The following is a 13235-nucleotide window of genomic DNA, read 5'->3' on the forward strand; positions in this document are numbered from 1 at the left end:
GTCCTGAGCCAGGATCAAACTCTCCGTTGATGTTCACAACCCAACACCCCCACCAACAAGCAAGGGCACCAGGAAAAAACATAACCCCAAAGGGCTTGTCCAGCTGAGCACAAACAACCAGCAAAACAATCACTGATAGTTCGTTGTCCAACCAAAGGAAAAACTCATCCACCACACCCCAGAACAACCCCACAACAGGGCCACCCCAGAACACGGCACGACGAGGTAAAACTTGGCATCGATTTTTGACACGCTGTTGAGTTCTCAAGAACCGGACGCGCACCAACGCCTCGCTCAGCGAGCTCGTCGTCGGGGCTTCTTCCGGGTTGCCGCCCCCACCGGGGTGTGAGCGACAGGTCCTGCATGACCCGCGTCCTTGCTTGGGCGACGGTCCGTGACCCGCTCTCGGAGCGGCCGGACAGATCGCGCTTGGATCTCGGCGGGGCGACCACTCTAGCACCCTCGGGCGCCAGCTCCAACTCGTCATCCGTGGGCCACGTGGTGGTCCGACGGATCCTCGTCGGGTGTGGGATCAGCTCGCGGGACCGGCCTGCTTGGTGCGGGATCTGCATCCCACCGCTTGGCGTCCGTTCCTCCCTCTCGGGCTGACGTCGACGACAGTAGACGACCCGTGACGGCGGCACCAAATCGGCTCCTCGGTCCGACCGGCCCAGCGGCGGTCAGCCGGCCCAGCGGCAGTCAGCCGGCCGGAGCCAGCCACACCCGCACCGGCAGGGGGTCGGTGCGCACGGGGCGGCGCTCGAGCACGTGCTCGTCCTCCCGGACCACGGTGTCGACGACGGGCGCGGGCGCCACCCCGAGCTCGTCGAGGGCCTCCGGGCCGTCGGCTGCGAGCAGGACGAGGCGCCCACCGCGGGCCGACACGGCGTCCGCCACCTCACGCACCGTCGACGCGAGCGCGTCCGCGTCGCGGTGCAGGCCGGCCGTCGTCGACAGCGCCGGCACACCGCACATCCCCCGCACCACCTGGGGCCACTCGTTCGCGGCCCGCGAGTCGACCGCGATGACGACGTCGCCGTCTTCGAGGGTGGCGCACACCTGCTCGACCGCGGCGAGGGACCCCCGCTCGACGCCGCCCGCCCGGTGCGGCCAGGTGGCCGCCACCGCCGGTCCGACGACGAGGGCCGCGCCGACCGCCACGACGGCCGGTCCCACCCACCGTGGCCCGGAGGCGGCCGAGCGGCGCAGGACCCGGTCGGCTCCAACCACGACGAGGACGACGACGAGGGGAAGGGCGACGAGCAGCCGGCGGTCGGCCCACGGGTGGTCGGGCGTGATGCCGGGGCGGAGCAGCGTGAGCAGGGTGGAACCGGCGGCGACGACCAGGGCGGGCAGCCACGCCTCCACGACGCCCCGGGTCGCGGAGGCCGTGGCCCGCCGCACGACGGCCGCGAGCACGACGAGGGCGACGAGCAGCGCCACCGGGCCCACGTACCAGGCCAACCACGTGACGGTCTGCTCGGCGTAGGTGCGGCCACCGTCGACGGGCAGGCCCTGCCGCGCCTGCATGCCGGCGACGTAGCGCGCGCCCGGGTCGTCGGGGTCCTGCCGGGTCACGAGCCACAGCGGGCGGCTCGCGAGGTAGAACCCCACGAGGAGCACCGCCACCCCAGCCAGGTCGGGCAGTCGCCGGACGACCCCCGCGGGGACACGACCCGGCACCCCGCGCCGGCGCACGACCAGCGCCCCCGCCGAGAGCACTCCCACGAGCACCCCCAGGGCCAGCAGCGGCACGAGGCTGCCTGCGATCGAGGCGAGGTACTGCCAGGAGAGCCCCACGGCGGCCACGGCGGACACGGCGACTGCGGCGCCCAGCCCCACGAGGAGCGGTCGGACCCATCGGGCACCGAGCGCTCCCCCGAGGGCGAGCACCGGCAGGAGCAGCACCACCTCCCGCAGCGCGTCGACCCGCACGAGCCCGGTGCCGCCGACGAGCACACCGGCGACGAACGCCGCGCGGGCGGACCCGTCGCGCAAACACGAGAAGCGACCCGACGGTGGAAGCCCGACGTCCCCACCGACCCCCTCGAGCACGCGGCCCTGCGACGACCGGTCGCCCACGAAGCCGACCGCCCCCGGGACGCGACCCTCGCCCTCGGTCCCCCCATCGACAGGGCCCCCCGGCGCCGGCACGCCGTCCCCGGGCAGCCGCGCTGTCGCCACCGCGAGCGTCACGGCGAGCAACCCCGACGTGAGCGTCAGCATCGCGAGCGGCTCCGAGTACGTCGCTCGGGCCGTGTGCACCACCGGGAAGAGCACTGCGACGAGTGCCGCGGACGCCACCCCGGCCCACGGCCCGACGACCCGGGCCACGAGCAGCCCGAGGGCGAGCAACGCCAGGCCCATGGCGAGCGCCGGCAGCACGAGCGCGGCATCCGCTCCGCCGACCCACCAGCCGAACGCGTAGACGACCGCCGGCCCGACGACGAACTGCGGCTGGACGGCCGGGGCCGTCGGTGACCCGACCTCGAAGAACGCCGGGCTCGCCAGGGTCACCCCCTCGAGACGGAGCACCTCGGCGCCGCCCACCGACGCCGGGTGGACGGGCACGACGCGGGCGTGCGTCGTCGCGAGGCTCACCGCGGCCTGGAGGTTGCTCGCGGCGTCACGCCGGGGCAGCACCTGCTCGGAGTGCGTCGCCCCGGCCCACACCGTGAACCCGACGACGACGGCGACGAGGCACGCCGAGGCCGCGACCGGCATCCGCACGCCGGGGAGACCTCGCACGCACCACGCGCACACGGCCGCGAGCACGACCGCCGTCGGCCACGCGACCCACGGCGACCACCACCCGAGGGCCGACAGGGCGGCCGCCGTCGCGCTGACGAGGACGACCCACAGGGCCGCACCGAGCGCCAGCGACGGCAGGAGCCGGGCCCTCACGACCCCAGGCTGGCGATGTGCTCGATGAGCCCGGTCGTCGACACCGACGGGGTGCGCGGGAGGTAGACGACCTCGCAGACGTCGGACACCCAGTCGAACTTGCCGGCCCAGTCGTCGCCCATGACGAGGACGTCGGCGCCGTGCTCGAGGATGTAGTCGCGCTTCTTCTCGAGGGACTCCTCGACGAACACCTCGTCGACGACCCGCAGGCTGGCGACGATCTCCATCCGCTCGTCCTGGGAGTAGACCGGGGCGCGGCCCTTCTTCGCGATGTTGAGGGCGTCGGCGGACACCCCGACGACGAGGCGGTCCCCGAGCTCGGCGGCGCGCTGGAGCACCCGGATGTGGCCGACGTGGAACACGTCGAAGGTGCCGAAGGTGATGACCGTGCGTCCGCTCATGGCGGGCAGCCTAGTGGCGGGACATCGCGGGGCCGGCCGGCCGCAGGGCGTGGACCGCCTCCCGCTTCCCCGCTCGGGCGGACCGTGCGGCTAGGGTCGCGACGGTGAGCACCCCGACGACCCCGGCCGACCTCCTGCGCCACCTCGTCGCCGCCGACCCCGGTCGCCCGCGCATCACGGTCTACGACGACACCGACTCGCCGACCCGGGGCGAGCGCGTCGAGCTGTCCGCGCGGGTGCTCGCCAACTGGGTCGCCAAGGCCGCCAACCTGCTGCAGGACGACCTCGACGTCGGGCCGGGCTCGACGGTGCGCATCGACCTGCCGCCGCACTGGCGCACGCTGTACTGGGCCCTCGCCGCGTGGTCGGTCGGCGCCTGCGTCGAGGTGCCGGCGGGGCGCACCGGTGCCGGCGTCGACGGGCGGGGAGCCGTCGGTGTCGCACCTGCCGGGGGCGTCCTGGCCGCTGGAGGCGGATCGGATGCCGTGCCGTCACCTCGTGCGTCGAGCGGCGCCGACGTCGTTGTCACGGATGCCGTCGACGCCGCCGCCGTTGCCGACGAGGCGGTGCTCGTCACCCTCGCCGCGCTCGCCCGGGCGGCGGCGGTGCCGGTTCCCGCCGGGGTCGTCGACGAGGCGCGCGAGCTCGCGACGCACGGTGACGTCTTCGAGGCCTGGGCCGAGCCGGGGCCCGCGGACGCCGCGCTGCGCGTCGTGGGTGGAGGGGCCGGGAAGGACGAGGCCTCCTTCGCCGGGCTCGTGCCCGGTGGGCCGGCGTCGGTCGGTTCGGAACGGGTGCACACCTCGACGCCTGACACGGTGGCGTTCCTGCGGCTCGCGCTGCAGGTGTGGGCGGGGAGCGGCTCGCTCGTGCTCACCCGGGGCGAGCCGGCAGCCGAGGTGCTGGCCTCCCGGCTCGAGGCCGAGGGCGTCACCCGCGCGGTCTGACGTCCCAGCGGCGACTGAGCCGGGTTCGGCGTACCGCAGGAGTGTCAGGGGCGCAGCTCACCGAGCGCCCGGCATCCCAGCGATCAGTCGCCTCCACGGCAGGGATGCCAGGGGCGCACCCCACCGCGCGCCCGGCATCCCTCGCGCCGGACGAACCCACGGCGGGACTGCCAAGAGCGCAGCTCACCGCGCGCCCGGCATCCCAGCGGACCAGTCGCCTCCACGGCAGGGATGCCAGGGGCCCACCCCAGCGCGCGCCCGGCATCCCCGCGCCCAAGGCGAGAGCGAACGCCTCGAACGTGTTGCAGATCACCCACGCGGCGAGCCGCGCTGCAGGCCCGGCCGCGTGGGTGATGTGCAAGGAGTCGGTCAGCGGGGCATGCGGGCCTCGACGGCCTTCCACGTGAGGGTTCCGACGACACCGGTCTGGGTCAGCTTGGCCGCCGCCTGGACCGACTTCACGGCCGCCTCCGTCGCCGGCCCGAACGAGCCGTCGACGGTGAGCCGCAGCGCCTTCTGCAGGGCCTTGACGGCGGTGCCCGTCGAGCCGCGCTTGAGCACCGTGCCCCAGTGGGGCAGGAGCGGGTGCACCTTCAGCTCGAGGGCGTTCCACGTCTTCGCGTCGACGACCCCGGTGGCGGTCAGTCCCTTCGAGGTCTGGAACTTCTTCACCGCGGCGAGGGTGAGCGACCCGAACGAACCGTCGACGACGAGGCCTCCCAGGCCGCGCTGGAGCACCTTGACGGCCGTCCCCGTCGCCCCCTGCTTGAGGACGGTGCTCTTGTACGCCGTGAACTCGGTCGCGAGCGAGGTGACGGTCGAGCCGGAGGTCGTCGTCGGCGTGACCGGGGTGTCGGCCATGAGGGCCTTCCACACCTTGGCGTCGGTGATGCCGTTGACGGTCAGGCCCTTGGCCTTCTGGTACTCCTTGACCCGCGCCTCGGTGGCCGGGCCGTAGGACCCGTCGACGGTGAGCTTGCCGATCGCCTTCTGCAGCGCCTTGACCGCCTCGCCCTTCGACCACAGCTTCAGGGTGATGCCCGCGTACTTGGCGAGCGGGTGCGTGCTCGCCGTCGGGCTCGGTGCGGTCTGCGTGGGGGCGGTGGCGTCGGCGATGAGCGCCTTCCACACCTTGGAGTCGGTGACGCCGTTGACGGTCAGGCCCTTGGCCTTCTGGTACTCCTTGACCCGCGTCTCGGTGGCCGGGCCGTACGAGCCGTCGACGGTGAGCTTGCCGATCGCCTTCTGCAGCGCCTTGACCGCCGTGCCCGTCGAACCCCGCTTGAGGACGACGTTGACGTACTGCTGCAGTGGGCTGCGGCTCGGGACGAGCCCGAGGGAGACCATCTTCGACCACGTCGCGTTGTCGAGCTTCTTCGTCGCGGTGAGGCCGTGCTTGGTCTGCCAGACGCCGAGGGCGGTGGCGGTGACCGGCCCGAACTTTCCGTCGGCGGTGACCCCGATGACCTTCTGGGCCAGGGCGACGTCGGGACCCTCCGCCCCCTGCTCGAGGAAGGGGTAGCCGCTCGCGGTGATCGTCGGCACGGCCGGCGGCGGGTTGTAGTACGGACCCGTGAGGGGTGAGGTCACCGCGGTCCCGCTCCACCACGAGGACCGCATCCGGGCCCCGTCCCAGTTGAACGAGAAGTGGATGTGGTCGGTGTGCGGCGACACGCCGTAGTAGGGGGCCCAGCCGCGGCCGGTGTCGTAGGCACGCCACATCTGCCGGTTCCAGATGATGTAGTTGATGCCGAACCGCTTCGCCATCGCCCCGGGCCGCCCCTTGCTGTCGGGGGCGGCGAGCCAGCGGGTGATCGCGTTGGCCAGGGCCCGCTGCTCGGCGTTGTTCGCGTTGATCATCCAGTCGAGCGCCCGGCCCTCACCGTGCTCGGCGGCGCAGTGCCGCAGGATGCCGTAGGTGCGCGAGCCGTAGGTCGCGTTGAGCATCTTCGCGAACGCCACCGCCCCGGGCTGGTTGTACGTCAGGCACTGGGTGCCCTTCTGGTACGGCGGCGCGACGTCGAGCGCGCTCGGCAGCGGCTTCGGCGGGGTCGGGGTGGGGTAGCCGGCCGCCTCCGCCTGGGCCGTCGCGAGGGGGAAGGCCAGCACGGATGCCGACACGGCACCGACCGTGCGCGCCGGGAAGCGGCGCTGGGGTCGGGGTGAGCTGGGCAGGGACAGGGCGGGCGGGTGGCTGGACACGCGAGAGTGCTCCTCGGACGGGGTCGTACACAGCGGTTGACACAGGGGGTCGAGACTCGCTCGGCACCTCTCGTCACACTCACCACACATGCCACATGAGATGACCGGGCCCCCCAGTTGTCCCACCCGCCCCGGAGGCCTCGCAACTCTTTCGGTGGAATTACACGGATGTACTTCTCAGGAGCCCCATCCGTCACGCAAATCCTCCGCGCTCACCGCCCGGAAGCCGCAGATCCTTCGGAGGCGTGTCCGCGCGGCCGGTGGCGCGCCCGCCTCCCGAGGTCACTAGAGTGCCCGGCATGGACAAAGTCGTCTCCACCCCTGCCGACGCCGTCGCCGGGATCACCGACGGGGCCACCCTCGCCGTCGGCGGGTTCGGGCTGTGCGGCATCCCCTCCGTGCTCATCGCCGAGCTGCACCGCACCGGCGTGCGCGACCTCGAGGTCGTGTCGAACAACTGCGGCGTCGACGACTGGGGGCTCGGCATCCTGCTCGCCTCCCGCCAGATCCGCCGCATGGTCTCCTCGTACGTCGGGGAGAACAAGGAGTTCGCGCGCCAGTACCTCGAGGGCGAGCTCGAGGTCGAGCTGACCCCGCAGGGCACCCTGGCCGAGCGGCTGCGCGCCGGCGGGTCCGGCATCCCGGCGTTCTTCACCCCGACCGGCGTGGGCTCCCAGGTCGCCGACGGGGGCCTGCCGTGGCGCTACGACTCCGAGGGCAACGTCGCGGTCGCCTCCCCCGCCAAGGAGGTGCGGGTCTTCGAGCGGGACGGGGTGCAGCGCGAGTACGTCCTCGAGCACGCGATCGTCGCCGACTTCGCGCTCGTGCGCGCGTGGAAGGGCGACCGGCACGGCAACCTCGTCTTCAACAAGTCCAGCCGCAACTTCAACCCCCTCGCGGCGATGGCCGGCCGGGTCACCGTCGCCGAGGTCGAGCAGCTCGTCGAGCCCGGCGAGATCGACCCCGACGAGGTGCACCTGCCCGGCATCTACGTCCAGCGGGTGCTGCCGCTCACCCCCGAGCAGGTCGCCGACAAGCGCATCGAGCGCCGCACCGTCACCCCGACCGCCGACGCGACGAGCAAGGAGTCCTGAGCATGCCGCTGACCCGTGAGCAGATGGCCGCCCGAGCCGCCGCCGAGCTCGAGGACGGTGCGTACGTCAACCTCGGCATCGGCCTGCCGACGCTCGTGCCCAACTACGTGCCCGACGACGTCGAGATCGTGCTCCAGTCCGAGAACGGCATCCTCGGCGTGGGCGCCTACCCCACCGAGGACGCCGTCGACCCCGACCTCATCAATGCCGGCAAGGAGACCGTCACCGTGCGCCGGGGTGCGTCGTACTTCGACTCCGCCACGAGCTTCGGGATGATCCGGGGCGGCAAGGTCGACGCCGCGATCCTGGGCGCCATGCAGGTCTCGGCCGGCGGCGACATCGCCAACTGGATGATCCCGGGAAAGATGGTCAAGGGCATGGGCGGCGCGATGGACCTCGTGCACGGTGCGAAGAAGGTCGTCGTGCTCATGGAGCACGTCGCCAAGGACGGTTCGCACAAGATCGTGCCCGAGTGCACGCTGCCGCTGACCGGCAAGGCCGTCGTCCAGCGCATCATCACCGACCTGGCCGTCCTCGACGTCACGGACCACGGGCTCGTGCTCCGCGAGCTCGCGCCCGACGTCACGCTCGACCAGGTCCGCGAGGCCACCGGAGCCCCCTTCACCGTCGAGATGGGCTGACCCGCCCTCTCGGGGAACCGCGCTACGGCACGGTCCACCACGTGCTGCGCAGCCCCATCGCCGCACGGAACGCGTCGCCGGAGACCGTCCGCGACCCCGCCGACCCGACGACGGTCAGGGTGACGATGCGCCCGCCCCACGCGTCGATGCCGTCGCGCTTGTCGATGCGCAGCGCCTTGAGGGTGCCCGTAGACGGGTAGGCCTTCTCGATCCGGCTGACCGGCAGCGAGGTCGTCCACCGGCTCGTGCTCCCGGTCGGCACCGCGTCGTACGGGTCGCTCTTGGACACCTGGTAGGGCAGGGACGTGGCGACCGTGCGGCCACCGTTCGACGAGCCGAACTCGGTGAGGGCGACGGCCCCGCCGGAGAAGACACCCACACCGCTCGTCGCGGCCACGGCCGCGGTCGTGCGGGGGTGCTCGAACGGGGTGAGGGTGCCGCCGGCCGAGTAGCCGGCCAGGCCCCGGTAGACCTGGCACGACGTCGAGTCGCACGTGTCGTAGGGGGTGCCGGCGGGCTGGCGGGAGGCCTGGCGGGCGGCGTACGACCGGGCCGCGACCGCCTGGGCCTCGAGGGCCGGCGTCGACCACGACGGCGGCATCTCCGCGGGCACGACGCTCTGGAGGTAGTAGTGCATCGGCACGACGCTGAGCGTCATGACCCCGGACCCCCAGCGCAGGCTGCGCACCGTCCGCCGGTAGTCGCGCTGCGTGCCGTTGGGCATGACGACGCGCACCTTGCCGAGCCCGGCGTCACTGAAGGACAGCGGCCGCGTCACCGCCCGCCAGCTGCTCGTGCTGCGCCAGGCGCCCTTCTCGAGCCACTGCAGGGTCAGCCCGCTCCCCTCGGGCACGAGCCGCCAGCGCTGCCGCAGCGACCCGTCGCCGTTGCGGACGTAGAGGGACCCGGTGCGCGTGCCGTCGGAGACGACGAGCCGGGGCTGGCTCACGACCTGGGTCGGGCCGGACCCGACGGCGGTGAGGCGCACCCGCACCGTGGGGTTGCCGATGGCGGCCGACCGCGTCGTGCCGGGGTAGTAGAAGGACAGGATCTGGCTCGCCGTCAGCCCTTTGAGCGCCGCACCGTAGGCGCCGTACTGGCTCATCCCGCGGCCGTGCCCGTAGCCCCGTCCCGACAGCGCGTACGACGTGCCGCTCGGACGGGGGAAGGTCTCGGCGGCCGATGCCGTGCCGAGGGCCTGCGCCCCGCCGGATGCCGTGCCGACGGCCTGCGCTGCGGATGCCGTGCCCGGCACCAGCGCGGAGTGCGGAGCCGCCGAGGTGGACGCGACGGGCAGGACGACGGTGCCCGCGAGGACCGCGGCAGCGGCGAGGATGCGAACGGCTCCCATGACTGACCCTGACTGCTCGGGGCGGACGTGCCGCGGCCGGTGCCGCTCGTGAGGCTCCGGGACCGACGCGGTGGTCCGACGGTGCGGTCGAGTGTGTCACAGGAACACCATCGGCCCCTCCTCTACCACAGAACTCGTCCGCCCCTCGCTATATGCTGCCCCGCATGCCGCCCGTGTCGCCCCTGTCCTCGCGACGTCCGGACGGCGTCACGCACCGCACGGCGCGACCCCGGTGAGCCGCGACGACGCGCGACCGCCGGGATCCCCGGGCCCCGGGGACGACGAGCCGGCACCCGACGACGACGCGGCGGCGTCCGCCGGCGAGACGGCATCCGGTGGCGATCCGACGGCAGCCGGCGGCGAGGCGGCATCCGGTGGCGATCCGACGGCATCCGGTGGCAAGCCGACGGCAACCGGCGATCCGACGGCATCCGGTGGCAAGCCGACGGCAACCGGCGATCCGACGGCATCCGGTGGCGATCCGACGGCATCCGGGATCGGCCGCGACCCCGCCCGCAGTCCCGAGGCGTCCGCCCCGACGGGCAGCCTGCGCTCGCGCGCCGCGCTCAGCACCTACGCGACGGCCGTCCAGGGCCTCGGCCGGCTGCTCTACAGCGTGCTCATCGGCAACCTCGGGTCGCGCGAGCTGCTCGGCCAGACGAACACCTCGCTGTCGCTGTCGGTGCTCACGAGCCAGCTCTGGGCGGCCCCGGCGGCCACCGCGGGAACCCGCTTCGTCGCCCTGCGGGCCACCCTCGGCGACCCCGAGGGTGCCGCGACGGTGGCCCGGCACATCGCGAACCGCACCGCGCTGCTCGGGCTGGTGCTGCCGACCTCGGTCGCGCTCGCGGGGTCGCTGTGGCTCGGCTTCGGCACGGCGCAGACGATCGGCACGGTGCTGCTCGCGTACGCGTACTCGATGTACAGCACCCTGCGCGGCGTGCAGTACGGCAGGTTGCGCTTCCGGCACGTCGCGGTCTGGGACACGGTCGCCGCCGCCACGGCCCTCGTCGCCGTCGTGGTCGTCCTCGCGCTCGACGTCACCGTGCTCGCACTGCTGCCGATCACGCTCGGCTACGCCCTCTTCGCGGTCGCCTCGTGGCCGGCGCGGGCGGCCGGACGGGTCGACCCGGCGGTGCGCCGCGAGATCGACCACTTCGTGCTCTTCGGCGCGGTGAGCGGGCTCGCGAGCGGCGGGCTGCTCCAGCTCTCGCAGCTCGCCGCGCACTCGTACGCGGGGCCGGCAGAGGCCGGCGACTACGCCGCCGCGCTCACCCTGGCCACTCCGGCGTCGATGCTCTCGATCGCGCTGAGCACGGTCCTCGTCCCACCGCTCGTCGCCGCCGCCGGACGGGGCGACCGGGCCGCGGTGCACTCGCACAGCGACGCCATCGCCCGCCGCCTCACCGCGATCTTCGTCGGGCTCTTCGGGGTGCTCGTCATCGTGAGCCCGCTCGCGATCGCCGTCGTGTGGGGTGAGGAGTACCGCGCGGCGGCGGCCATCCTGCCCGTCCTGCTCGTCGCCGTCATGCTCACCTCGATCGCGCTCGGGGCCGCGACGACGCTGCAGTCCACCCGCGCCCGAGGACCTCGGGCGGTCGCCTACCTCAACGTCGCCGGCCTCGTCGCCAGCCTCGCCGTCTGGCCGGTGCTCGCGCCGCGCCTCGGGACGACGGGTGTCGCCCTCGGCTACCTCGTCGGGGCGGGCCTGGCCTCGCTCGGCGCGCTCGGCACCGTGTGGCGGGTCGAGCGGCACCGCTGGGTCGACCTCGCCGCCAGGCTCGTGGGCGGCACCGCGCTCGTGCTCGTGCTCGCCGGGCTGGCCCGGGGGGTCGAGGGCCCTGCCGGTGCGGTCGCGCAGCTCGGTGCCGCGGCGGCCTTCGGGCTCGTCTGGCTCGCGCTCAACCGCCGGGAGGTCGCCGCCCTCTGGGCCACCGTGCGCGGGCGGAGTGCACCCCCCGCCACCACCTAGAATCGCAGGGTGCCGCCGACCCTCACCGTGCTCATGACCACCTACCACGGGACGTCGGTCGAGGAGCTCGAGCGGTCCGTCGCCTCGATCACCGGCCAGACCCGCCCCCCCGACGAGTTCCTCGTCGTCGTCGACGGTCCCGTCCCGCGGGCCCTCGACGACGCCCTCGCCGCCGCGGCCGCCGCCCACCCCGGCATCCGGGTCGAGCGCCTCCCGCGCAACGTCGGCAGCGGGCTCGCGTCGGCGCGCGGGCTCGAGCTCGCGACGGGTGACTTCGTCGCCCGCCACGACTCCGACGACGTCTCGCTGCCGCACCGCCTCGAGCGCGAGATGGAGGTCATCGCCGCCCACGACCTCGACCTCGTCGGCTCGGCGATGCTCGAGTTCGAGGGCAGCCCCGACCACGTCGTCGGGGTGCGCCGCACCCCCCGCACCCACGATCAGATCGCCGCGCGGATGCGCCTCAACAACCCCATCAACAACCCGACCGTCGTCTTCCGGCGGCGGCTCGCGCTCGACGTCGGCGGGTACGCCGACCTGCGCTACATGCAGGACTACGAGCTCTTCGCGCGCCTGCTCGCGGCCGGCGCCCGGGCCGAGAACCTCGACGAGCCGCTCGTGCTCTTCAACGCGGGCCAGGGCATGATCTCGCGGCGCGGAGGCTGGCGGATGCTGCCCTACGAGTGGGACGTCCAGCGGCGGCTGCGCGACACCGGCACGATCGGCACGATGCTCCTCGCCCGCAACATGGTCGTCCGCGGCGCCTTCCGCGTCATCCCCCCGACACTGCTCAAGCGCGTGTACGCCGTGCTCTTCCGCCGCGGGGCCGAGCCGCCCCCCGTGCCCCCCGTGCCCTCCGTGCCCCCGGGCGCACCGTGACCGGCGCCGGCGCCCGGCTCACCTGGGTCATCGTGTCCTACGGCGGGGTCGACGACGCGGTGCACCTCGTCGAGTCGCTCGGGGCCGACGCCCCCGTCGACGTCGTGCTCTGCGCGAACCGCCCCGGGGACACCGCGGCCGCGACGACCGCCTTCACCGGCGACCCGAGGGTGCGCGTGCTGTCGTTCGAGGACAACCCCGGCTACCTCCCGGCGCTGAACCGGGCGCTGCCCGACATCGACACCTCGCGCCCGGTCGTGCTCTCGAACTGCGACCTGCTCGCGGACCCGGGCGTCGTCGACGAGCTCGTCGCCCGGGTCGAGGCGTACCCGGATGCCGGGTGGCTGGCCCCCAGCGTCATCGGCAGCCTCGGCCAGGACCAGAACCCCAACCTCCTGCGGCCGCCGTCCGCGCGCTGGCTGCGCGCGCTCGCGGCCGTCCACCGGTTCCCGCCGGTCGCCGACCTCCTCCTGCTGCGCAAGGAGGGCCACAGCTCCCGCACCGTCGACGGGGTCGCTGCCGGCACCGCCGTCTTCGCCGGGCACGGGTCGTGCGTCGTGCTCACCCCCGCGTTCTTCGCCGCGGGCGGGTCGTGCGACTACCCGTTCGCGCTGTTCGGCGAGGAGCTGTGGTTCGGGCGCGAGTGCGCCCGGCTCGGCCTCACCGTGCGCTACGTCCCGAGCGCGGTGCTCCGGCACGCCGAGCACGCGGCCACCGGGCGCCGGCGCCGCGGCCACGTCGCCCGGGTCAAGTACGAGGGGCTGCGCTGGTGGGCCCGGGCCGCGCGGGACGCCGGGTGGTGACGGCTCCCCCCGCGACCCGTGCGTCGTGCGGGGGACGTGGC

Annotated in this window: 10 protein-coding genes; 6 read left to right on the forward strand and 4 right to left on the reverse strand. The window is 73.7% G+C overall.

Translation table 11 applies throughout. The annotated features are described in order from the left end of the window. Positions 1 to 699: 699 nt before the first annotated feature. Positions 700 to 2904 carry a hypothetical protein gene (locus tag ABD899_RS01865; RefSeq protein ID WP_345201677.1) on the reverse strand — a complete coding sequence of 735 codons (2205 nt, stop codon included), beginning with the start codon at positions 2902 to 2904 and terminating at the stop codon, positions 700 to 702. Next, entirely contained in the window at positions 2901 to 3305 is a 405-nt protein-coding gene (locus ABD899_RS01870; protein WP_345201679.1) for an FAD synthase family protein, read from the reverse strand. The genes ABD899_RS01865 and ABD899_RS01870 overlap by 4 nt, the downstream gene beginning before the upstream one ends. A gap of 104 nt (positions 3306 to 3409) precedes the next feature. On the opposite strand from ABD899_RS01870, the gene ABD899_RS01875 reads away from it, so the two are divergent. Then, positions 3410 to 4252, forward strand: coding sequence for a TIGR03089 family protein (locus ABD899_RS01875; protein WP_345201681.1), 843 nt, complete (start codon positions 3410 to 3412; stop codon positions 4250 to 4252). Between the two features lie 369 nt (positions 4253 to 4621). Here ABD899_RS01875 and ABD899_RS01880 read toward each other — a convergent pair whose 3' ends face one another. Next, entirely contained in the window at positions 4622 to 6454 is a 1833-nt protein-coding gene (locus ABD899_RS01880) for a peptidoglycan-binding domain-containing protein (RefSeq protein WP_345201683.1), read from the reverse strand. A gap of 299 nt (positions 6455 to 6753) precedes the next feature. Here ABD899_RS01880 and ABD899_RS01885 point away from each other — a divergent pair, with 299 nt between their 5' ends. Further along, positions 6754 to 7548 carry a CoA transferase subunit A gene (locus ABD899_RS01885; protein WP_345201685.1) on the forward strand — a complete coding sequence of 265 codons (795 nt, stop codon included), beginning with the start codon at positions 6754 to 6756 and terminating at the stop codon, positions 7546 to 7548. 2 nt (positions 7549 to 7550) lie between these two features. Further along, positions 7551 to 8189: a CoA transferase subunit B gene (locus tag ABD899_RS01890; RefSeq protein ID WP_345201687.1), complete on the forward strand. Its 639-nt coding sequence runs from the start codon at positions 7551 to 7553 to the stop codon at positions 8187 to 8189. A gap of 22 nt (positions 8190 to 8211) precedes the next feature. Here the strand turns inward: ABD899_RS01890 and ABD899_RS01895 are convergent, their stop codons facing one another. Then, the gene (locus ABD899_RS01895) at positions 8212 to 9540 is read right to left on the reverse strand and encodes a SpoIID/LytB domain-containing protein (RefSeq protein WP_345201689.1); all 1329 of its coding nucleotides are present in this window, start codon (positions 9538 to 9540) and stop codon (positions 8212 to 8214) included. A 232-nt stretch (positions 9541 to 9772) separates the two neighbouring features. Between ABD899_RS01895 and ABD899_RS01900 the strand changes: the two genes are divergently transcribed. The 3 genes from ABD899_RS01900 to ABD899_RS01910 are packed head-to-tail and all read left to right on the forward strand — an operon-like array spanning position 9773 to position 13194. Further along, positions 9773 to 11512 carry a lipopolysaccharide biosynthesis protein gene (locus tag ABD899_RS01900; RefSeq protein ID WP_345201691.1) on the forward strand — a complete coding sequence of 580 codons (1740 nt, stop codon included), beginning with the start codon at positions 9773 to 9775 and terminating at the stop codon, positions 11510 to 11512. A gap of 9 nt (positions 11513 to 11521) precedes the next feature. Beyond that, complete coding sequence (locus ABD899_RS01905) at positions 11522 to 12391, forward strand: glycosyltransferase (protein ID WP_345201694.1); 870 nt, start codon at positions 11522 to 11524, stop codon at positions 12389 to 12391. Next, a complete protein-coding gene (locus ABD899_RS01910) occupies positions 12388 to 13194 on the forward strand; it encodes a glycosyltransferase family 2 protein (protein WP_345201696.1) in 807 nt (268 codons plus the stop codon). Before ABD899_RS01905 ends, ABD899_RS01910 begins: the two co-directional genes overlap by 4 nt. The last annotated feature ends 41 nt before the right edge of the window (positions 13195 to 13235 follow it).

This window comes from Fodinibacter luteus, from assembly GCF_039541575.1.
Classification (GTDB): Bacteria; Actinomycetota; Actinomycetes; order Actinomycetales; family Dermatophilaceae; genus Fodinibacter; species Fodinibacter luteus.

Excerpts from the sequence above, each read along its gene's own strand:
- ABD899_RS01870 (WP_345201679.1), bottom strand. The coding sequence starts at position 3,305 with ATGAGCGGACGCACGGTCATCACCTTCGGCACCTTCGACGTGTTCCAC.
- ABD899_RS01885 (WP_345201685.1), top strand. The coding sequence starts at position 6,754 with ATGGACAAAGTCGTCTCCACCCCTGCCGACGCCGTCGCCGGGATCACC.
- ABD899_RS01890 (WP_345201687.1), top strand. The coding sequence starts at position 7,551 with ATGCCGCTGACCCGTGAGCAGATGGCCGCCCGAGCCGCCGCCGAGCTC.
- ABD899_RS01895 (WP_345201689.1), bottom strand. The coding sequence starts at position 9,540 with ATGGGAGCCGTTCGCATCCTCGCCGCTGCCGCGGTCCTCGCGGGCACC.